This window comes from Anaeropeptidivorans aminofermentans (assembly GCF_940670685.1).
Taxonomy (GTDB): Bacteria; Bacillota; Clostridia; order Lachnospirales; family UBA5962; genus Anaeropeptidivorans; species Anaeropeptidivorans aminofermentans.
In genome coordinates this window covers 2,661,233-2,680,565 of the sequence record NZ_OW711693.1, presented here as the reverse complement: position 1 = coordinate 2,680,565, position 19,333 = coordinate 2,661,233, and the positions used below count along the sequence as shown (strand labels likewise).

24 protein-coding genes are annotated in these 19,333 nt (G+C 35.3%); 7 read left to right on the top strand and 17 right to left on the bottom strand.

The window, feature by feature from the left end:
* Positions 1-216: 216 nt before the first annotated feature.
* From nadA to NBX03_RS11295, 3 genes are all read right to left on the bottom strand, one after another.
* Positions 217-1,122: a quinolinate synthase NadA gene (gene nadA, locus NBX03_RS11305; RefSeq protein WP_250227882.1), complete on the bottom strand. Its 906-nt coding sequence runs from the start codon at positions 1,120-1,122 to the stop codon at positions 217-219.
* 368 nt (positions 1,123-1,490) lie between these two features.
* Complete coding sequence (locus tag NBX03_RS11300; protein WP_250227881.1) at positions 1,491-2,009, bottom strand: transcription repressor NadR; 519 nt, start codon at positions 2,007-2,009, stop codon at positions 1,491-1,493.
* A 226-nt stretch (positions 2,010-2,235) separates the two neighbouring features.
* A complete protein-coding gene (locus NBX03_RS11295) occupies positions 2,236-2,388 on the bottom strand; it encodes a hypothetical protein (protein ID WP_250227880.1) in 153 nt (50 codons plus the stop codon).
* A gap of 95 nt (positions 2,389-2,483) precedes the next feature.
* Here NBX03_RS11295 and NBX03_RS11290 point away from each other — a divergent pair, with 95 nt between their 5' ends.
* Positions 2,484-2,693, top strand: coding sequence for a helix-turn-helix domain-containing protein (locus NBX03_RS11290; RefSeq protein WP_250227879.1), 210 nt, complete (start codon positions 2,484-2,486; stop codon positions 2,691-2,693).
* A gap of 107 nt (positions 2,694-2,800) precedes the next feature.
* Here the strand turns inward: NBX03_RS11290 and NBX03_RS11285 are convergent, their stop codons facing one another.
* From NBX03_RS11285 to rpsT, 3 genes are all read right to left on the bottom strand, one after another.
* Positions 2,801-3,424, bottom strand: coding sequence for a DUF4364 family protein (locus NBX03_RS11285; protein WP_250227878.1), 624 nt, complete (start codon positions 3,422-3,424; stop codon positions 2,801-2,803).
* A gap of 150 nt (positions 3,425-3,574) precedes the next feature.
* Positions 3,575-4,492, bottom strand: a complete 918-nt coding sequence (locus tag NBX03_RS11280) for a TIGR01212 family radical SAM protein (protein ID WP_250227877.1) — start codon at positions 4,490-4,492, stop codon at positions 3,575-3,577.
* A 52-nt stretch (positions 4,493-4,544) separates the two neighbouring features.
* Entirely contained in the window at positions 4,545-4,811 is a 267-nt protein-coding gene (gene rpsT, locus NBX03_RS11275; RefSeq protein ID WP_250227876.1) for a 30S ribosomal protein S20, read from the bottom strand.
* Positions 4,812-5,165: 354 nt separating this feature from the next.
* Between rpsT and gpr the strand changes: the two genes are divergently transcribed.
* Together gpr and tnpA are read left to right on the top strand one after the other, a co-directional pair.
* Positions 5,166-6,167, top strand: a complete 1,002-nt coding sequence (gpr, locus tag NBX03_RS11270; protein ID WP_250227875.1) for a GPR endopeptidase — start codon at positions 5,166-5,168, stop codon at positions 6,165-6,167.
* Positions 6,168-6,338: 171 nt separating this feature from the next.
* Positions 6,339-6,812 (top strand): IS200/IS605 family transposase, encoded by a 474-nt coding sequence (tnpA, locus tag NBX03_RS11265; protein WP_250227316.1) that lies wholly within the window; start codon positions 6,339-6,341, stop codon positions 6,810-6,812.
* A 100-nt stretch (positions 6,813-6,912) separates the two neighbouring features.
* Here the strand turns inward: tnpA and NBX03_RS11260 are convergent, their stop codons facing one another.
* Positions 6,913-7,791, bottom strand: coding sequence for a DUF3298 and DUF4163 domain-containing protein (locus tag NBX03_RS11260; RefSeq protein WP_250227874.1), 879 nt, complete (start codon positions 7,789-7,791; stop codon positions 6,913-6,915).
* Positions 7,788-8,267 carry an RNA polymerase sigma factor gene (locus NBX03_RS11255; protein WP_250227873.1) on the bottom strand — a complete coding sequence of 160 codons (480 nt, stop codon included), beginning with the start codon at positions 8,265-8,267 and terminating at the stop codon, positions 7,788-7,790. The genes NBX03_RS11260 and NBX03_RS11255 overlap by 4 nt, the downstream gene beginning before the upstream one ends.
* 531 nt (positions 8,268-8,798) lie before the next feature.
* Here NBX03_RS11255 and NBX03_RS11250 point away from each other — a divergent pair.
* On the top strand, positions 8,799-9,377 hold the full coding sequence (locus tag NBX03_RS11250) for a type 1 glutamine amidotransferase family protein (protein ID WP_250227872.1): 579 nt from the start codon (positions 8,799-8,801) through the stop codon (positions 9,375-9,377).
* Between the two features lie 430 nt (positions 9,378-9,807).
* Here the strand turns inward: NBX03_RS11250 and NBX03_RS11245 are convergent, their stop codons facing one another.
* Positions 9,808-10,806, bottom strand: a complete 999-nt coding sequence (locus tag NBX03_RS11245) for an FkbM family methyltransferase (protein WP_250227871.1) — start codon at positions 10,804-10,806, stop codon at positions 9,808-9,810.
* A 154-nt stretch (positions 10,807-10,960) separates the two neighbouring features.
* Positions 10,961-11,308, bottom strand: coding sequence for a DUF4260 family protein (locus tag NBX03_RS16210; protein ID WP_408628542.1), 348 nt, complete (start codon positions 11,306-11,308; stop codon positions 10,961-10,963).
* Positions 11,309-11,583: 275 nt separating this feature from the next.
* Here NBX03_RS16210 and NBX03_RS11240 point away from each other — a divergent pair, with 275 nt between their 5' ends.
* Entirely contained in the window at positions 11,584-11,832 is a 249-nt protein-coding gene (locus tag NBX03_RS11240) for a TetR family transcriptional regulator (RefSeq protein ID WP_250227870.1), read from the top strand.
* Positions 11,833-12,162: 330 nt separating this feature from the next.
* The gene (locus NBX03_RS11235; protein ID WP_250227869.1) at positions 12,163-13,383 is read left to right on the top strand and encodes a glycoside hydrolase family 3 protein; all 1,221 of its coding nucleotides are present in this window, start codon (positions 12,163-12,165) and stop codon (positions 13,381-13,383) included.
* A gap of 193 nt (positions 13,384-13,576) precedes the next feature.
* On the opposite strand, the gene NBX03_RS11230 is transcribed toward NBX03_RS11235, so the two are convergent.
* The 4 genes from NBX03_RS11230 to NBX03_RS11215 form a co-directional block, all read right to left on the bottom strand.
* Entirely contained in the window at positions 13,577-13,942 is a 366-nt protein-coding gene (locus NBX03_RS11230; protein ID WP_250227868.1) for a DUF4180 domain-containing protein, read from the bottom strand.
* Between the two features lie 189 nt (positions 13,943-14,131).
* Positions 14,132-14,662: a GNAT family N-acetyltransferase gene (locus NBX03_RS11225; RefSeq protein WP_250227867.1), complete on the bottom strand. Its 531-nt coding sequence runs from the start codon at positions 14,660-14,662 to the stop codon at positions 14,132-14,134.
* A gap of 69 nt (positions 14,663-14,731) precedes the next feature.
* A complete protein-coding gene (locus NBX03_RS11220) occupies positions 14,732-15,625 on the bottom strand; it encodes a GNAT family N-acetyltransferase (RefSeq protein ID WP_250227866.1) in 894 nt (297 codons plus the stop codon).
* A 262-nt stretch (positions 15,626-15,887) separates the two neighbouring features.
* Positions 15,888-16,469: a nitroreductase family protein gene (locus tag NBX03_RS11215; protein ID WP_250227865.1), complete on the bottom strand. Its 582-nt coding sequence runs from the start codon at positions 16,467-16,469 to the stop codon at positions 15,888-15,890.
* 972 nt (positions 16,470-17,441) lie between these two features.
* Here NBX03_RS11215 and NBX03_RS11210 point away from each other — a divergent pair.
* The gene (locus tag NBX03_RS11210) at positions 17,442-17,924 is read left to right on the top strand and encodes a putative immunity protein (RefSeq protein ID WP_250227864.1); all 483 of its coding nucleotides are present in this window, start codon (positions 17,442-17,444) and stop codon (positions 17,922-17,924) included.
* 383 nt (positions 17,925-18,307) lie between these two features.
* On the opposite strand, the gene NBX03_RS11205 is transcribed toward NBX03_RS11210, so the two are convergent.
* From NBX03_RS11205 to NBX03_RS11200, 3 genes are all read right to left on the bottom strand, one after another.
* A complete protein-coding gene (locus tag NBX03_RS11205) occupies positions 18,308-18,526 on the bottom strand; it encodes a hypothetical protein (protein ID WP_250227863.1) in 219 nt (72 codons plus the stop codon).
* A 74-nt stretch (positions 18,527-18,600) separates the two neighbouring features.
* The gene (locus NBX03_RS16205; RefSeq protein WP_408628541.1) at positions 18,601-18,762 is read right to left on the bottom strand and encodes a phosphotransferase; all 162 of its coding nucleotides are present in this window, start codon (positions 18,760-18,762) and stop codon (positions 18,601-18,603) included.
* A gap of 11 nt (positions 18,763-18,773) precedes the next feature.
* Positions 18,774-19,271, bottom strand: a complete 498-nt coding sequence (locus tag NBX03_RS11200; protein WP_250227862.1) for a protein kinase family protein — start codon at positions 19,269-19,271, stop codon at positions 18,774-18,776.
* Between the last annotated feature and the right edge of the window lie 62 nt (positions 19,272-19,333).

The following is a 19,333-nucleotide window of genomic DNA, read 5'->3' as shown; positions in this document are numbered from 1 at the left end:
GTGAATCATTAAAATGAATAATGATTTCTGATACTTGAATTCATATGAAATAGGAGCATTGTTAATTTGTCTTTTTCCTATTTTATACCGCTGAAAATCAAATTTACAGCTAGATAGCAAGAATTTTAAAAGCTTTTAAAGTTCTCCTGCTGCTTTTGGGTATGTATAGGAAACAGGTATGAGCTTCTTTTGTATAATAAATTTCTCTTTATAAATTTATAAAGGAACCGAAAACATTCTTTCCAGGCTTTTAACGGCCTTTTTTGCAAGGTCTTCTTTAACTTTTATTTCGTGTTCCATTTTTTCTAAAGCGTTTAAAACTAAATCTATATTTGTTTTTTTCATGTTAGGGCATGTTTGGCTGCGGCCGATATTATAAAACTTTTTATCGGGGCATAGCTTAACAAGACGGTGCAGTATGCCTTCTTCTGTTCCTATTAAAAACTCTTTATGAGAGGAATTTACAGCTTCCTTTATTATTTGAGCCGTGCTTCCTGCAAAATCCGCAAGCTTTACAACCTCAGGAGCGCATTCCGGGTGAACAAGAAGCCTTGCGTTGGGCTTTGCGGCTCTCGCAGCCTTTATATCGGCTGAGGTAATTTTCATATGGGTAGGGCAGAAGCCCTTGGGAAGTATAAATTTCTTTTCAGGAAGAAACTGGGCAACATAGCTACCAAGGCATTGATCAGGAACGAAAATGATTTCTTCTTCCTTAAGAGACTGCGCTATTTTAACGGCGTTTGACGATGTAGCGCAAATATCGCTTACAGCCTTTACTTCAATATCTGAATTTACATAGCATAGAACTGCAGCATTGGGGTTTTCTTCTTTCAGGCGCATCACTTCCTCGGCAGTAATCATATCTGCCATAGGGCAGCCTGCGTCAATGGCAGGAAGAAGAACAGTTTTATCAGGGTTGAGTATCTTTGCAGTCTCTGCCATAAAGCGCACGCCGCAAAAGACAATAACGTCATTTTCTGCATCTCTCGCAGCCTTTGCAAGCTCCAAAGAGTCCCCCACAACATCAGCAATATCCTGAACTTCCCCCGGCTGATAAAAATGCGCTAAAATCAATGCATTACGCTCTTTTTGCAGCTTTTTAATTTTTTCTGTGACTTCCATTATGCTTTCCCTTCTGTTTATATAGTAAATTTACTTTGCAGCTTAGTTAAAACTTTTTAGTATAGGTAAATTCATATTTAAAATCCTTTAAACTTTTACCATGCTTGAATTTATATGAAATAAGAATGCTGTCAATTTGCTTTTTTCTTATTTTATACTCTCCGGAACCGAATACTTACAGGGTCATAAAAGTAAATTGCCTTATCTCCGATAAAATAAATCCGATGCTGTATTTTATGGAGAGAGCGTTAGGGTTTGTTTGTAAAATCAAAATTTTAGCCTGTTTTACCTAGATGTAGATATTAAATAGACCTGTAGGTTTATTTAATATGCTTGTAGTTATTCTATTTATAAATAATGCCTAATTTTTAAGAAATAAGGATATTGGCTTTCATAAGCTTTTTTTCTATTTCATCAAGAATACTTTCACTGGACGCTTCTATGGTGTGAATATGCACACCGTCTGTCATGGCGGAAAGCATTTTTGTCCCCGGACGGCCAAGGCGTTCAATAAGATTTTCAACGGCCTCAGGAGTACGAAGTAAAAGAGAGCCTGTAAGCTCTCCATAGACGGGGTGCTCTATCATTACATCTTTAACGGTTCCTCCAGATTTAACTATAATCATAAGTTCTTCCTTAGCTGATGCTAAAGTATCGTGTTTGCAGAATATGATTCTAACAGCCTTTGGAGAAGCCGCCTGGTCAAGCCATACATAGCCGGAAGGCGTAGCAAATATGGGAGACCCACCTGCCCGCAGAAGGGCTATATCTTTTACTACAACCTGCCTTGTAACGCCCATCTGAGCGGCAAGCTCATTTCCTGTTATAGGAGCCGCAGAAGAGGATATCATTCTCTGTATCCGCTTTCGCCTTTCTTCCGTATCCATTGGACCCTCCTCTTTATAGTATTTTTGTACAGTGATTTTCAATTCAAATAACAATAAGATAATTTCATTTCACTGATTTAATGCTATGACAAAACCACAGCTTACTTAATGTTTAAAATAAAATTGTCTATATTATAACAGGTGTATATACAGATGTAAAGCAATGATGAAAATTGTAAAAAAGAGCGCTGCAAATTTAACTTGCTGCACTCTCTCAGATAACATTTTAATTATTTTCAGTTTCTATATACATTTCCTCTGTTCTAGTCTGTAAATCTTTTAATATATTTTCTGCGTAGCCGATATTTCCGCTATAAAGTTCAGTTAATGCGTCGGTAATTCCATTAAATAAAATTAAGTAAGCTTTTTGATAATCCATTATTTACAATCTCCTTTCATAATATGACCAATATTGAGCATAACAATATATGTTCATTATAGGGCATACTGAAGAAAAGTAAAGGGGGTAATAAGGTGATTTCATATGCTCCGCTGTGGAAGACTATGAAAGAGAAGGGGGCTACCACATATACATTAAGGAATAAAGGAAGAGAGGAGAACATCAGCGGCTCCACTTTGCTGCGGCTTCAAAATAATGAATCAGTTTCTACAAATACATTGAATACCTTATGTAAAATACTGAATTGCAAATTATCCGACATAGCGGAATATATACCGGATTAAATAAAAAACATCAAGCCGTATTAAAGCTTGATGTTTTTATAGTAAAATAGCTTTAAGGTAATAACAAAAATCTATTTTTCTATATGTATTCATTATTATAATGTATATTAATTTATATTGTTTTCCATGGGGTTAATAATATCTTCGGAAGGGGAAGGGGTATTTTCATCTTCGGCTTTTTCAGCGTTTGCCGGGGCTTCAGGCTTTGTTATAAGCTTACTTAAAATACTTCCGTAGAGATTATTTACATTTGCCTTCCAATTGCTGCAAATAAGCTTTGCCTGCTCTCTTGAAACAACGGATAAGTTGATTTCCATAAGGAGGGCGTCGTCTTCATAGATGCCGCATTTAACCGTATAATCGCCTGCGTGAATATCCTTAAAGTAATTAGCCGTGGTTTCATAATCTTTTTTGATGCATTTTCTATTGTCGAGAACGTATTTATTTATTTTGTTTCTTATATTTAAAGGAATACGCTTTTCAAAATAATCCAATGCTTGGAGCCCGGTTTCCGTAATGGTATATCGGGTGTTGTTGTTTTCTCTGACGGATTCAAGCTGATTATTTTCAACCATTTCAGCAAGACACTGCCTTAAGGTAAAATAGTCCATAAAATTCTCTTCCAAAGCAAATTGAGAAATTTGGCTGCTGGAAAGAGGAATATCCATTTTATCTATTAAGTACATGAGTAAGAGTTTATTTTTTACTTGTTGATACTCTTGATTTTCCAATAACTTCACCTCAAAGCTGAGTAATTATAAATATTATATAGTAAAATGCAGGTATTAACAAGACAAGCAGAGATATTTTTTAAATAAACCCTTAAAAACCTGTATATTTTAGCTAAAATATAATGTAAAAGTATGTTAAAAGAAGTTTTTCTATTCTTTAAACTTTCCCTGATAAGTATTTCTTTGTTTAAATTCCCTATCTATGGCATTCAAAAGCTCGAATTTTTTAACGGAAAATTGGGGCGCAATGACCTTATCTCTGGGCGGGTCCCCTGTAATACGGTGTATTACAATGTTTTCAGGAATAATTTCTATGGCGGAAATAAGGATGTCTATATACTCGTCAAATTCCAGCGCCTTAAATTCTCCTCTTTTATACATCTTTGCAATTTCTGTATCTTCGCATATATACAGAAGATGGAGCTTTATGCCGTCTATGCCTGTGTTTACGGCGTATTTTACCGTATTTAGCATATCCGACTTTGTTTCATAGGGAAGGCCTAAAATCACATGGCATACTACGTTTATGCCTGCGTCTTTAAGCTTTTTAACAGCGCTTTCAAATATTTCATTGTCATGGCACCTGTTTATGATGAAAGAGGTTGCAGGCTTTGAACTTTGAAGCCCCAGCTCCACCATTAAAAAGGTTTTTTCATTTATTTCTTTCAGAAGCGATATAATTTCATCATTTAAACAATCAGGCCTTGTGGCTATGGAAAGACCGACGATGTTTTCAAGGCTTAAGGCCTCGTAATATTTTTTACGCAAGGTATTAACATCTGCATAAGTATTGGTAAAGGCCTGAAAATAAGGAATATACTTAGCTTTGGGCCATTTCTTTTTAATTAATTTAATATATTCATAAAACTGCGCCGTAATAGAAGGATTATTTACAATAAAATCGCCGGAGCCTCTGCCGCTGCAAAAAATACAGCCGCCTGTTGAAAGAAGACCGTCTCTGTTGGGGCAGGTAAAGCCTGCGTCTATGGGGATTTTAACGATTTTTTCACCGAATTTATTCTTCATGAAAAAGTTCAAAGAATGAAAGCTTTTACCAGACCATTTCATAGAATCTCCTAACAGTAAAAAAGCTGCCATATAGGCAGCCTGATTTTAATAGCTATGCGCTGATTTTATTAACCAATTTTGCAAGTCTTGATTTTTTTCTTGCGGCGTTGTTCTTATGATAGATACCCTTGGAGGCAGCCTTATCTATGGTTTTAACAGCGTTTGCCAAAGCTTCTGCCGCTCCCTCTTTGTTACCTGCCTCAGAAGCAACAATTACTTTTTTAATTGCTGTTTTAGTCTTAGATTTAATCATTTTATTTCTTAAGGATTTTTTAGCAGAAACCTTAATTCTTTTCTTAGCAGATTTAATATTTGCCAATTTGCTCACCTCCGTTATAAAAAATAATTGCCAACAGCATGATGATTATTAATATACATCACACCCTGCTAAATCAAACACAGATAATTGTATATGATATTTGTCTTAAAGTCAATGAATATCTTAAAATTTTATGGTAAAAATACGAGTAATAAAGTCTTTAGGCAATTTTAAAGTAAAAGAAGCGGAGTCAATGTTTCAATAAATATGAAATAGTCGCATAGTTCATTTGCTTTTACCTTATTTAGTATTGAAAAGAAGCTTAAAAACGACGAAGTTTAAAAGTATACCCACTAAAACCAAATACTTATAAAATCATAAAAGCAAATGGACTATATATTAAAAGGAGGAACCATGGAGAAAAAGCAGTTCGGAAATTTCAGTAAAAGCATATATACAGACTTGGCCTTAGAAGTAAAAGAGGCCGTTTCAGAGGAAAAAGGGGAGGAACTGGACGGCGTTGAGATGGAAGTAAATGAAGACTCTGGCGTAAAGGTCACATGGGTAAAAATTACCAATGAAAACGGAGAAAAGCTCATGGGAAGGCCTATAGGCAATTATATAACCATAGAATCAGAAGCCCTGCGGACAAATGATGTAGATGCCCATGAAGAAATAATAAAAATAATGGTCGATAATTTCTCTCAGATAATAAATTTAAATCAAAATGAAACCGTATTAATCATAGGCCTTGGCAACTGGAATGTCACCCCTGACGCCTTGGGGCCCAGAGTAATATCTAAGACGCTTATTACAAGGCATATAAAGGAGCATCTTCCCGACAGCATAGACAGCCGCGTAAGACCTGTTGCCGCCCTTTCTCCCGGGGTTATGGGAATAACGGGAATAGAAACCTATGAAACTGTAAAAGGTCTTGTGGAAAGGCTTAGGCCCTCTCTCATTATAGCCATAGATGCACTGGCCTCAAGAAGCGTAAACAGGATTAACTCAACCATACAAATCTCTGATACAGGGGTCGCCCCGGGAGCAGGCATGGGAAATAAAAGGCAGGCCCTCAATGAAGAAAGCCTTGGTGTTCCCGTAATAGCCATAGGTGTTCCTACGGTGGTTGACGCGGCTACCCTTGTAAACGATACTATGGATTTGCTCCTTTCTCAGATGATTAAAGAAACGGGTTCAGGCCATGAATTTTATGATGCTTTAATCGGCCTTGAAAGCCAGGAAAAATATCAGCTTATATTACAGCTTCTAACTCCTTATTCAGGCAATATGTTTGTTACCCCGAAAGAGGTAGACGCCGTTATAGACAGGCTTTCAAACATCATAGCAAATGCGCTTAATATATCTTTGCATAAGGGTGTGACAAAAGAAGATATCAATCGGTTTATGTATTAAAAAAAGGTGCGGCAAAATATATTTTGCCGCACCTTTTAATTGTATCTCATACAATAAACCACCTGCTATGCAGGTGGAGGGAAAATGCTTTAGCTTCAAGAAAAATACCCCCTGTGATAAAATAAAGTGGGTTTGCCAACCACAATTATTAGATCATAGGAGGTGTGTCCGATGGACAAAAATAGTTTATCACATACAACCTGGGAATGTAAATATCATCTGGTATTTGCTCCAAAGTATCGAAGACAAATAATTTATGGAAGATTAAAGGCGGATATAGGAAAGATACTTAGAGAATTATGTGAAAGAAAAGGTATAGAAATAATAGAAGCAGAATGTTGTAGTGACCATATACACATGTTAGTCAGAATACCACCTAAATATAGTGTATCAGAGATAATGGGATATTTGAAAGGAAAGAGTTCTTTAATAATATTCGATAGACATGCAAATTTAAAATATAAATATGGGAATAGACATTTCTGGTGTAGAGGATATTATGTTGATACAGTAGGTAAAAATGCGAAAAAAATAGAAGAATACATTAGAAATCAAATACAAGAAGATAAAGTAGCAGATCAAATTTCATTGTTAGAATATATTGACCCGTTTACGGGGGAGCCAGTGAAAGGAAATAAAAAATAAACCGCTTTAGCGGTTATTGGGAAGTAAATGCGGTTGGCAAACCGCTTCGATGCGTCCTCAGACGCATGCCAGTAAGAGCCCCTTATAGGGGCAGAGCAAACTACCGGCTAAGCCGGTAGTTATGATTGATAATGTCTTTTATAACCTCATCAGGAATAACAAATTCAGGAGAGCCGATATAGCCTGGGGCTATTTCGTATTTATCAAAGCAAATGACGATTTTACCGTCGGAATTAATATAAAATCCCTGGTCCTTTCGGATGCTTTCAAAGGATGACATACTTTCATGGTCTATCCAATAGGTGTCCGGTTCTATTTCATTTTGCCTTTTCATTTCTTCCAGCAGATATTTATTTAAAACCTCAACGTAATCGGCATCGGGCTTAAATAAGGATTCTAAAGTGACGACGGTTCCATTTTTCTTATCTATGGTATAAAATTTATGAATTGTTGAGGAGGAGCCTACAGTATTCACTAAATATACATCTATGGCAAGGTAATCATCATTATCGGTTTTTATGAGATAGCCTGAGTCCATTCCGAAATGAACATTTTCTCCCGGGTATTTTTCTTTAAGTGCTCTTACGTCTTCTTCAAAGGCTGCAATTACAGAATCGGCGTTTTCTTTAAAATCCTGATTTATTTTATCTTCAAGCTCTTTATCAAGAAGGCCTTCGATTCTGGGTGTTACGATATTAATCTCATAGCCTCCGTCTTTAAAGGAGTATTTGCCCAAAGTAAGCACTTTGACGATACCGCTCATACCGGGAACTTCCGATAGGGTAGAAGCAAAGGATTCATTTAAATTTAAGGTCGCTACCAATGCGATGGCAACTCCTGCCGCAATTCCTGCCGCAGACCTTTTTTTAACTGTTTTATTGTTATATTTATTTATAGTTTCAGAAACTCTTAATTTCAATTCATCGGACGCTTTTATATTCATATAATCTTCTTTCATGTCTTCTAATTTCTTATTCATATCGAAGCCTCCATTTCAATTTTTAACAGCTTTAATGCTCTATATAATCTCGTCTTTATTGTATTTAAATTTTCACTTTGAATAAAAGCGATATCCGATAAAGGCATATCCTCGAAGAATCTAAGGACCAAAACACTTTTATATTTGTAATCAAGCTTATCTATAATTTCCTCAAAATCTAAATGATCAAAATTCTCATTTTCCGTAAGGGCCTCTTCCATATCCGCCGGATCCAGATATACGATACGGTTTTTCTTTCTCAGATAGGTTATTGCCGTATTTGTAACGATACGGTAAAACCAAGGGCCCATCACGTCGGTGTTTCTGAGGGTTTTTAAAGAATTAAGAGCCTTTATTACGCTGTCGTTGACTATATCCTCCGCATCTTCTCTGTTACGGGTAAAGGTATAGGCAAAGCGGTATATCCTGTCAATATTTATGGATATATAGTCTTCAAACATTTTATTCGTCGTCATTTGATTCCCTCCTTATACTGTTAAGACCATTATCCCCTATGAAAAGTTTTAACAGATTCCTATTTTATTATTAGAATTTATCCCAGAAGGAAGATATATAGGCAATAAACTTGAAAAAGACCAAGTTTATTGCCTTATAGATTGAAGGGAAACTTATTAAACTTAAAAATAAAAAGGCAGCTTTCAAGTTTTATAAGTATAGTACTCTTCCCATAAAGAAGTAACAAAACCTATTCACTATAGACTCAAAAACACGAATTTTATTCGGAGACGGTACATTTTGAGGTTTGCGTGAATATAGGGTTTTGTTACTGCTTAATTTTAAATTTACTATATAAGCGCAAAAGGCAAAGACAGTATAGGCTTTATGGAAAGGAAAAAGCAAGCCCAATGCATATTTTTATTGATTCAACAGAAGAAAATGTAGTATGATTTTTAATATAGAAAATAAACTTAAAAAAGGTTAAGCTTATTTCCCATTGATTTAATAAGCATGACAATGAAAATAAAGATGAAATGTGGAGGTGCGCCGTGAATAAAAATGAGATACTGCTTCTTTTGACAGATCGCTGGTGTGATTGGGAAGCAAGCTACGCTATTGCTGTAGCAAATTCATTTTCGGATTATAAGGTGAAAACCATTGGCATAGATACAGATAATAAGGTATCCATGGGCGGCATAAAAGCCGCAGTAGATTTTAGTATTAAGGATTATAATAATTTTGACCACCTTTCTATGCTTATTATTCCCGGCGGCCTTTCATGGGAAGAAAATGATTACGATGAAATAGGGGCGTTTGTTAAAAAGGTTCGAAGTTTTAATATTCCCGTTGCTGCCATATGCGGAGCAACCTATTTTCTATGTAAGCAGGGATTTCTTAACAACATAAGGCATACAGGCGATTCTTTAGAGCTATTTCAGGGGGTAAAAGGATATGAGGGAGAAAAACTCTATATACCTGCCCAAGTAGTTTATGACCAAGGCTTTATTACAGCCAATGAAACGGCGGCAGTGGAATTTGCCTATGAAATTTTTAAGATTTTAAAAGTTGACAGTGATGAGGAAATCAATCAATGGTTTGATAATTTCCAAAACGGTGCTGTTCGTTAAAGCGGTATAAATTTAAGCCCCCCGCTTTAAAGCAGGGGGCTTAAATAAAGGCGTATTATTTTATCAAGAAGTTGTCTTATAAAGTAAATTTCACAGAAGGATGCAATAAAAATCTATTTTTCATAAACGGTTTAAACATATAGAATGGCTATGTTTAAGTCATTCATAGCCAACAAAGATTAAAATATCTTTGTTGGCTATAAGGGGGCGTTCGCCTGAAAATACTTTAACAGTTTCCCTGTAAGTGTTTCCAGGTTCACTAAGCATAAGATATACGATTTTTATTACTGTTTAATTTCAAATTTGCTATAGATAACAAATTTGAAAACCTGTTTGTTACCTATAAGGAAATGCTCACTTAAAAACTGCTTATAAGCTTACGCTTATATAATTTTTTAAGTTTGCTTGGTGATTTATATAAATAAGCAAATTAAATGGCATAAATAACATATTCTGTCGGCAGAATAGAGGAGCCATAATACCGGATATAGAAATTATATGTGGGGTCGGCATCGTAAATTATTCTTGGGAGCTTCCACATATCCTTGTGATTATGATATATGCTTAAGGCGAGCTTCGGGTGGTTATCCTTTATTTTTTGGATACAGCCTAAAAGAGCTTCTTCTTCGCCGCCTTCGATATCCATTTTTATAAAAGTCACATCTTCTTCTATATCGTCGTCAATTTTAACTACAGGAATGGCATATTTTCCGCTTTCTGCAAGCTGGTTGATGGAGGATATGTCATCGGAAGAAATATACATGGTTCCGTTTTTGCTGCCGGCGCCTTTTTTATTGATAATAATATTATCAAGCTCAAATATCTTTACGTTTTTTTCTATATATTCAATATTTTTAGATACGATTTCATAAGAGTAAATTCTCTTATAACAATCCTTTCCAAAGGCCCTTGTGTAATCGACAATACTATCTCCGATATATCCGCCTATGTCGACAAACACTTCATTTTCATCGCATTTCACAATGTCAAGGTCAAAATACTGCCTATAAGTTCTGTCGTATATGCCTTCTATTCTTTTAGGGTCAGACATAAGCCAATAATAGAGTATGTTCACTAATATTTTTTTTGAGCGGTAGTCTTTAAGCAAAGGATAAAGCCACTTGAAATCTTCAAGATGATTCACCAGTGCGTCGGCTCTGTTGTCTACAAGCTCATAATTACCTTCTTCCGGATAGTATTTTCCCCAAAGATTATTATAATCGTTATAATAATTTATTGAATTTCTGTAAAGTTGGGGATTCGTTTTATTAAAATGGTTCAGATTACGGATAATAGCTTTTTTAATTTCATCTACGTCCTTATCTTTTATAAATTCTATAAGACGCTGGAAATCTGTGTCCACCTCCGTCGGTAATCGGTGAAGATTTTCAGGGACAGTTGTTTCCAGAGACTCAAAGTGCGTGGACATATATTTATCCTCCTTAAAATTTTTATATTCTTACCTATTCTATGAGAGGATACAGATATATGTGTAGTTTTAATTTTTAACTTTAATGAAAGTTATGGAAATACTGTTATTTTTAATAAATTCAGAAGCTTCAACGAAGGCTGCATGTAAGCAATTATATCCTTTGCATGTGAATATCCTTAAAATCCTTGTATTTTAAAACAAAGCCTAAAAATCTATCCATTGCAATATGAGATAACCAAATAATACAAACAGAGTGCAATAATAGAGTGTTTAAAAATATATAATTTATAATAAGCAGCGCTAACGGTATGGAATGGGTATGGATTAAATTATAAGCAAAGCTTCCTATTTTATCATTTATCTTATAAAATATAATTGCAGCGTCTGGAAGAAAGAAAAGAACGATAAAAAGCAGAATACTAAATCCCGAAGAAAAATATGTATATAAAAGATATAAAAATAGTATGAGATGCTCTAAAAATACGAGTTTTTTAACCATAGATGCCTCTCTGAATTAATATAATTTATTGACCGCCAAAAGAACAAAAATATATTCTGTGAATTAAATGACAGCCCTTTATTATTTACAGTATTATGTATTTAAAAAACTACTGCAACCATTAAATATCTGTATATGATATGATAAGCAACAGAATAGAAGCATCTGTGGTTTATCATTGGAAATACAGGCAGATTTATTATATTGCAAACATATAAACCCTATCATTATGATTGCATGAAGGTGCCGGTTATGGATAAAAAACAGATTTGAGAGTGATAAAAACCAAGAAAAATGTAAAGGAAAGCTTTGTATATTTACTTGAAAACAAGAGCTTTAAAGACATAACTGTCCAAAACATTATAGATACAGCCTTAATTAAACGTCCAACATTTTATAAATACTATAAGGATAAATACGACCTTGCGGAGCAGCTTTCTGATGAATATATTCAGCAGGCTAAATCCTATTTGAAAGACCGCTTTAAAGAAATGGAAGACCAGGATTTGGTTTATGTAGTTTAAAAAATATATGCTTATTTAATTCAGCAGAAATTCTATATATTATCCTTATGGAAAATAGAGACGGATACAATCAATGTATACAGGGACTTTGAATTGCTTCTTAAAGAAAGCTGCAAGGAATATTTACTTAAAGAGCATAAAACTGAAGAGATTATTGCAGATTATCATAGCAGCTTATATGCTTCAGTGATATTGACTACAATAAGGTGGTTGTTTTATAATGACGGATATTCAGTTAAGAATATTATAGAGGATTTGAAATCCGTCTTTAAGGGGATATTATAAACATAAAAATTCACAACTAAATCTACGATTAATACAGGAGATACTATGAAAAAACTTATTTTAATACTTTTTATTATATTTGCTCAAATCATTTTTATAGGCTGCAACAGCAATCCAAAGGGCATTTCAGAAGAGACGAATACAGCCCTTCCATTGGAAGAACCTTCAGAAGATTTTCAGGAGAAAGAAGAAAATAGTGAAGCGCCTACAGAATCGCAATCCCAGGAACCAGAGAATACAGAAATTACAGAAGAGCCGGATAAAGCCAAAGAAATACTAGAGACTATGAGCTTAGAAGAAAAGGTAGGCCAATTGTTTTTTGTAAGGCATAAAAAAGAGACGGCCTTAAACGATTTAAAAGCTTATCACCTTGGCGGAATTATTCTTTTCGGGGTGGATTTTGAAAATGAGACTGCAGAAAGCATAAAAAATACAATAAGTGAATATCAGAATAATTCCCCCATACCTTTACTTATAGGCGTTGACGAGGAGGGGGGAGACGTGAATAGAGTAAGCAAATATCCTGCGTTTCGCTCCACTCCTTTTAAATCATCTCAAAGCTTATATAATGAGGGGGGATATGAGCTTATAGAAAAGGATACGGTTGAAAAATCTCAGTTTCTTAAAAATCTTGGAATTAATGTAAACCTTGCCCCTGTATGCGATGTATCTACAGACCCCAATAATTTTATTTACAGGCGCTCCTTTGGAAAAGGGGCTGAGGAAACCTCAGAATATGTAAAAACTGTAGTTTCAGCCATGACTCAAGAGAAAATAGGCGCAACCCTTAAGCATTTTCCCGGTTACGGAAATAATATAGATACCCATACGGAAATTGCTGTTGATGAAAGAGACTATGCCCAATTTGAAAATAATGATTTTCTTCCCTTTAAGGCGGGAATTACCGCCGGCGCAGGAAGCATTTTAGTTTCTCATAATATTGTTACTGCCATAGATAAAGATTATCCGGCTTCACTTTCTGAAAGGGCCCATGAAATACTCAGAAATGAATTGAATTTTAACGGCGTAATCATGACCGATGATCTTGCCATGGAAGCCATAAAAAAATACACAGGAAATGAAGAAGCCGCAGTAAAAGCTATATTGGCAGGAAACGATTTAATTATAGCAACAGACTATGAAACTCAGATTCCCGCTGTAATCAATGCCGTAAAAGACGGAACAGTAGACGAAGAAATGATCAATCAGGCGGCCATAAGAGTCCTTAAGTGGAAGATGGACCTTAACTTATTTGCAGAAAGCTAAGTTTAAAATACGCATTTTCTTTAGAATTCTTTATATACCGGGTATAGTTAAATCCAAAGAAAAAGCGATTTTTCCATCATCGGAATATTATACATTAGGTGGACGCCTACACTACCTAACGGCTATGAATATCTTAGTATAAATGTATTTTATAGTTTTTATAATAAAGATTTCATTAAAAAAGCAGGAGCTGTTAGCTCCTGCTTAATTTTTCTAAAGCCTCGTCTTCTGTTGAGACAAAGAAAATATCCTTGCCCTTATTGCATTCATATATAAAATCCTTTAAGGGTTTACTTGTATATTTTGAAAAATTCCCTGTAACAGCAAACTTAATATGATAATTAATAAACTTCTGCAATACTTCTCCTGCAAGGCCTGTGCTTAAAATAAAGAAATCATCTGATAGGGCCTCTTTATTTATGGCGATACGGCTGCAGCTTGTTTCATAGCTTATGCTTGCTATAAAATCAAGAGCAGATTGAGAATCAACAATCAGCTTTTCATTACTGCATATTGAGACTATTTTTAAACCGTTAATTTCTTTTACGTGCATATCCATGTGTTTTCTCCTTTGAGGCGGTGTATTGTTTTAAGATAAGGATGCCTTATTAATTTAAGGGTTAAAATCTTCTGTTTTTCTATCATAGCTATTAGCCTTTTTATTTATGTTATTAAAATATACCGGCCAAAACTTCTTCTTGACTAATATTATTTCAAGATACACAATATATAAGTTACAGCGTCAAGGCTATTTAATATTTAGAAAGTAATCCTTACTTAAAAAATGCTTTTCACCGCTAAAACTCGTATATGAGCTGTCCCCAAAATATTCAAATCCAAGCTTGGTCATAACTTTTTTTGACCCTATATTATCAACTGCATGCCTGCAAAAGAACCTTTTCTCTCCTAAAGTGTTTACAGCGAAGTCTAACATAGCTTTTCCTGCTTCTGTTGTCAGACCCTGCCCCCAATATTTTTTCATAATATTATATCCCAGTTCATAGCAGTCCAGTTCATCTTTAAAGTTTATGCCCCCGGAACCAAATAATTCCCCGGTTTCCTTTAGTACGAATCCCCAGCCGTAATGATAGTTGCTGTTAATATTTTCTACTTCTATTTTCAGCCATTCAATGGTATCGTCAATAGATTTATGGGTGTCCCATATCATAAATTTTGCTACATCAGGGTCCGATGTCCAGTTTTTAAAAATATGATTGGCATCATCAAGAGAAAGAGGGCGAAGGAGTATTCTTTCACTTTCCAATACAGGTGTTACCATCTCAAATCCTCCTGTCTATATAAAATATCTTTGATTTATGCTTAACTAATTATTACTTTGGGCCTTATTCTAAGTAACAGGGTATTCATAAGCGACTACACCTTCAACCTCGATAAAGCCTTCTCTTAAATAAAGCTCCTTTGCCCTTTCATTATCTGCATTGACACATAGAACTGCCTTTTTATAATTCTTTTCTTGTGCAAAGTTAAGTGCCGCTCTTAGTAACTGTCTTCCTAAGCCTTTCCCTTGATATGCAGGTAAAATAGCTAAAGGCCCGATATTCATAGCAGGCTCACCTTCATAATTATCCTTTGAGCCTCTGATAATCCCTACAGGAGCCTTATGATGCATTAGAAAAAGCAGGCCGCCCTCCAGATATTCTGAGCTTTCTACTTGTTTATGCATCATTGCCGGCGTAATAGGGGTAGAGTTCCCTTTAAGGTTTGAAAAGGCAATGTTTCTGATATAGCACCAATCCTCCTCATCTTTATGAGGCTGAAATTCTTTGATGGAGTAGCCTTCGGGGAAACTCACAGCCTGGGAACCTGTAATTTCTTTAGTCAAAAGATACACATATCTTTCGGCTGTAAAGTTAAGGCTTTTTATATTATCCGAAAGCTCGCTGTTTATGAGGGGAATAAACAAAAATACCTTGTCAATTTCCTTTATATGCTTAATTATCTCCCCTAATAAAGCAGAATAAATATCCAAATTATGATTTTCAGAATAAAAAATACGAAAGCGCCCGTTTTTCCCTCTTCTGTGATAATCATCAACGATAAGAGAGGCGGCAGCTATGATGTTACCGTCTTTTTTCACGATAAATGTGGGGTTTTCCTCATCAGGAGAAAAGTTCTCCAGATCTTCGTCACATAAAAATGAATCATCAATTTTATTTCTATGTTTTAAACAAAAAGCCATAAAACTCTCTTTATCCTTAAGCTGCAATTTTTCTGCCTGCATAGAAAACCTCTTTTCTTTTACTTATTCTAATAATCGTTGATAAAGCTATCCTTTTCAAACATTACTGTCTTGATACTGTACTTTGTTTTGTATTCTTAATTAGGGTATCTGTTTGAAACCGGTTTTCCCAAGGAAGCTCTTTTTACGGCATATGCCCCATCAGGCAGCATATTCGCCCTTGAATCATTAAAAGGGATACCGCTTGAACCTTGTACGACCCTGAAAAAAGCATAATTTTAAGCTTCAATCGGTAATTATATATCTAACGGATAATATTTATAACATCTTTTCGCGGCGCAGCAGGTTTAGGCTCTTCTGCCCCATAACCCATAACAAAGGACCCATATACAATATGGTTTTCCGGAATATCCAAGTCATTTAAAAGCTCACGGATGAGAGGCATATGAGTAAGGCCCGGCAATTGATTTAACCAGCAGGAGCCGATACCGAAAGCATGCGCCGCCAGCATCATATTTCCTATGGCTAATGCTGAATCCGGCATGGAATTACCATTGTCTTTTAAGTTAGAAACAATAATAAAAGTAGGGGCATGATAAAGAAAGTCCGCATTTTCATCTTTTGCTTTTTCAATCAGGCTCACAATATAAGGGTGGGTTTCAGGAACAATGGGGACAGATAAAAGGGATTGGCGGATTGCCGCGTTTACCTTTTTCATTGTTTGTGCATTTTGTATTGCAGTAAATTTCCAGCTTTGGGTTCCCATTCCGTTGGGAGCATAGCTTCCTGCCATAAGAATGGTGTTTAAATCTTCCTCTGATATCTGATCTTTTTTGAAGGAGCGTATGCTTCTTCTTGTTAATATATTTTCTATGATAGTAGTCATTTTCAGTCTCCTTCTTTAGAAAAACGTTTCTTATATTTATCAGTATCTCTGCCTTTACAGATAGTGTATAAGAATCGTTTATAGTTTGTCTCTGCCGTATTCTTTTATGAAACATTTTTTATCCCAAGGGACAATATATAATTCCGCCAGCTGGTTTTCTGCCGGGATTTCAGATCTTCAGGCCTCACCAAGGGCTCAATATGCTTTGTTGCTGAATTCTGATGACCGCCGCACCTTATATCCTTGGTGTCATATTTCTATATACCGTTTTATTAGGCGGCTGTTATTCTTCACTTTGCTATAAAAACAGCCTCTAGGTTTTTATTTTACCATAGAAAGCTATTTTTTGTTTAAAATTTTTTACAGGGTTCCAAGGACCTTATTTCTATTTAATAGCCGCGGTGTCAAAAATAATCATTTGTTCAGTATTTGAATTTGATGAATACTGACTCAATTTATAACCTGAAGAAATCACAATATTTTTAAATCCTGTGCTTTCAGGTATTGATTTAAATTCTCCAGTCCGCACCGTCGTAACGAAAATCGCTCCAATTCAGTTTGGATAAGCACCCTCATCATACTATTTTCCATACCTTCCGTAAGAAACGATATGAAGGAAAATATTCAAGGCGGACGCTGCAATTAGGAGATAGAATTGGGATAGTATAGAAAGCTATTTTTCTTTTGGATTAGGGCATGTTTGTAAAATCAAAACTCTAGTTTATTTTGCCTAAAAGATATGACTTCTTCGTTGAAAATCCTCAAGATAGCGCTGCTATCTCTGCGGTTTTCTCCTCGAATTCACACTTTTTTGCAAAATAACCGTCGGTTTCTCTATTTACAAACAAGGCCTAATTTTGTGGTAAAATGACTGAGAAAATTATAGTGTATCAAATCATGAAGGGTAGCGATAGATTAGAATTTAAATAGTAGTTTTAAACTAAGGATATTTAGAATAGGGGGAGGGATTATATGATTGATATGAATAAATTTTCACTAACAAAACACGATGATGAATTACTTGATATGATAAAGCCTGTAAAACAATATTCTAATGAACATAAGGTTTTAGCATTGTGGGCTATTGATTGTTTAAATAGAGTTTTACCACTATCTGAAACAAAATATCCCAATGAAACTATTTTGAAAACAGCAGTAGATACTTTGCAAAAATGGATAAATGATGAAATAAAAATGTGGGACGCAAGGAAATACACATATACAGTTTTGGCTTTAGCAAAAACTATGGAAAAAACCGATAAACCGTATTCGCAAATAGTAAGAGCAGCTTCACATTGTTTAGCTACCTGCCATGTTCCTGCTCATTCTGAGGGAACAGCAATGTATGTTGTTTCTGCCATAAAGCTTTTAAACAAAAGTAGAGCAGATGTCATAAAATTAATGGAAGATGAAAGAATATGGCAGATAAATCATTTAAAAGAATTAATGAAATAGCCCGTATGAGAAATACAATCAGAATAAAGCTATACGCTTAATGAAAGGCTGTTAAATTCTAAGTTGCCAAAAGTTCTAAGGGACATTTATATTTGTTTACCTATTGTAAGTTACCTTGCTACTGCAATTCTAATGACAATTGAGCCTGATAACCCCTTGACATCAAGGTATATTTTCGATGATTTTGACGCTCAACCCTTGTTTTTTATAAAATAACTGTATTGATTATAACATGACAATGCTCATTTTTCGGTATCTATTTCAGTAAAAATAAAAACTGCCAAGGCTAAAAATTCTCAGTGAACTGAGGATTTTTAGCCTTGGCAGTTTTCAGAAGAAATCAATACTATTCCTGCTTATGATTTGTTTCTGTAAATTGGAATTTATGTGGCAAATGGTTTCTGTCGATGCATAATATTGAGCAATTCGCATTCCTGTTTCAGATAACGAAGCGGCCGATTTATATCATCCTGGGAAAAATCGTCAAACAAGATACTTTCAACAAATTCATGAATGTCTTCCAGCCTGCGCCGCAATCTGTAAAATTGCATTGCATCAATATTGACCTGATAGTCCTTGTGTGCTGCACGGTAAATAGCCATGAAATCCTCCCACGCGTAATCAAAGAAAAAAGATTCGGTAAACGAAAAGAGGTCGGTTTCTACTGGTGCAAGTTTTAATCCCTCCAGTCAATTAGTATGAGGTTTTTAGATTGTATCAGATTCCAGCCGTGAGTGTCTGTATGGCACAGAGAATACCGTATTTTAGAATTTTGCAGTAAGGCCGCCATATCTTGAAGCGCTTCTATCGTTTGGTTAAGGACCGATATATAGGGCATGAGTATTTCTTTTAAGTAAACAGAATTATGTATATTCTTAAGCCGTCAGCCAAAGTCATACAAAATGAAACGTCAAAAGTTTCAATTAAGTTATTTACCGATACTGGTATTCCAGCACCATAAAAATGCAGTTCGGAAATAATCTGTGCAATTTCGAGCACCTGCGATGGTTTCAATTTTTCACTGCATAGGGTTGCTCCTTCGATAAAGGGAAATACCATGTATAGAAAAGCAGTATCTTCCTTTTTGTAATCTCCGCCTCTGGTCAGAATCGGTGCGGTCATTTTCATTTGAAGCTCTGTGTTTTCATGTAACCAAAGAACAACTGGTATGTAGCTGTCGATTTGTGCAACCCAACTTTTTGTGGAGGGCTTATGCTTGTCATATACCTTCAGAAAATAGCTGCCGCAATCAGCATGTATTTTCCACGCGGATGCAGACCAACCTGAAGGAATCTCTTGTAAAGATTGTACCTGTATTCCATATTCGTTATAAAGCATTTGTTTCATTGGGGATACCTCGTTTAAATTATGTGCTGAATTGGGATTTTATGGGCTAATGGTACTTATGC

Coding starts and splice junctions, on each gene's coding strand:
- nadA (WP_250227882.1), bottom strand. CDS start 1,122: ATGGAAGTCACAGAAAAAATTAAAAAGCTGCAAAAAGAGCGTAATGCA.
- NBX03_RS11300 (WP_250227881.1), bottom strand. CDS start 2,009: ATGGATACGGAAGAAAGGCGAAAGCGGATACAGAGAATGATATCCTCT.
- NBX03_RS11295 (WP_250227880.1), bottom strand. CDS start 2,388: ATGGATTATCAAAAAGCTTACTTAATTTTATTTAATGGAATTACCGAC.
- NBX03_RS11280 (WP_250227877.1), bottom strand. CDS start 4,492: ATGAAATGGTCTGGTAAAAGCTTTCATTCTTTGAACTTTTTCATGAAG.
- gpr (WP_250227875.1), top strand. CDS start 5,166: ATGGAGAAAAAGCAGTTCGGAAATTTCAGTAAAAGCATATATACAGAC.
- tnpA (WP_250227316.1), top strand. CDS start 6,339: ATGGACAAAAATAGTTTATCACATACAACCTGGGAATGTAAATATCAT.
- NBX03_RS11260 (WP_250227874.1), bottom strand. CDS start 7,791: ATGAATAAGAAATTAGAAGACATGAAAGAAGATTATATGAATATAAAA.
- NBX03_RS11255 (WP_250227873.1), bottom strand. CDS start 8,267: ATGACGACGAATAAAATGTTTGAAGACTATATATCCATAAATATTGAC.
- NBX03_RS11245 (WP_250227871.1), bottom strand. CDS start 10,806: ATGTCCACGCACTTTGAGTCTCTGGAAACAACTGTCCCTGAAAATCTT.
- NBX03_RS16210 (WP_408628542.1), bottom strand. CDS start 11,308: ATGGTTAAAAAACTCGTATTTTTAGAGCATCTCATACTATTTTTATAT.
- NBX03_RS11235 (WP_250227869.1), top strand. CDS start 12,163: ATGAAAAAACTTATTTTAATACTTTTTATTATATTTGCTCAAATCATT.
- NBX03_RS11230 (WP_250227868.1), bottom strand. CDS start 13,942: ATGGATATGCACGTAAAAGAAATTAACGGTTTAAAAATAGTCTCAATA.
- NBX03_RS11225 (WP_250227867.1), bottom strand. CDS start 14,662: ATGGTAACACCTGTATTGGAAAGTGAAAGAATACTCCTTCGCCCTCTT.
- NBX03_RS11220 (WP_250227866.1), bottom strand. CDS start 15,625: ATGCAGGCAGAAAAATTGCAGCTTAAGGATAAAGAGAGTTTTATGGCT.
- NBX03_RS11215 (WP_250227865.1), bottom strand. CDS start 16,469: ATGACTACTATCATAGAAAATATATTAACAAGAAGAAGCATACGCTCC.
- NBX03_RS11210 (WP_250227864.1), top strand. CDS start 17,442: ATGATTGATATGAATAAATTTTCACTAACAAAACACGATGATGAATTA.
- NBX03_RS11205 (WP_250227863.1), bottom strand. CDS start 18,526: ATGGCTATTTACCGTGCAGCACACAAGGACTATCAGGTCAATATTGAT.
- NBX03_RS16205 (WP_408628541.1), bottom strand. CDS start 18,762: ATGCCCTATATATCGGTCCTTAACCAAACGATAGAAGCGCTTCAAGAT.
- NBX03_RS11200 (WP_250227862.1), bottom strand. CDS start 19,271: ATGAAACAAATGCTTTATAACGAATATGGAATACAGGTACAATCTTTA.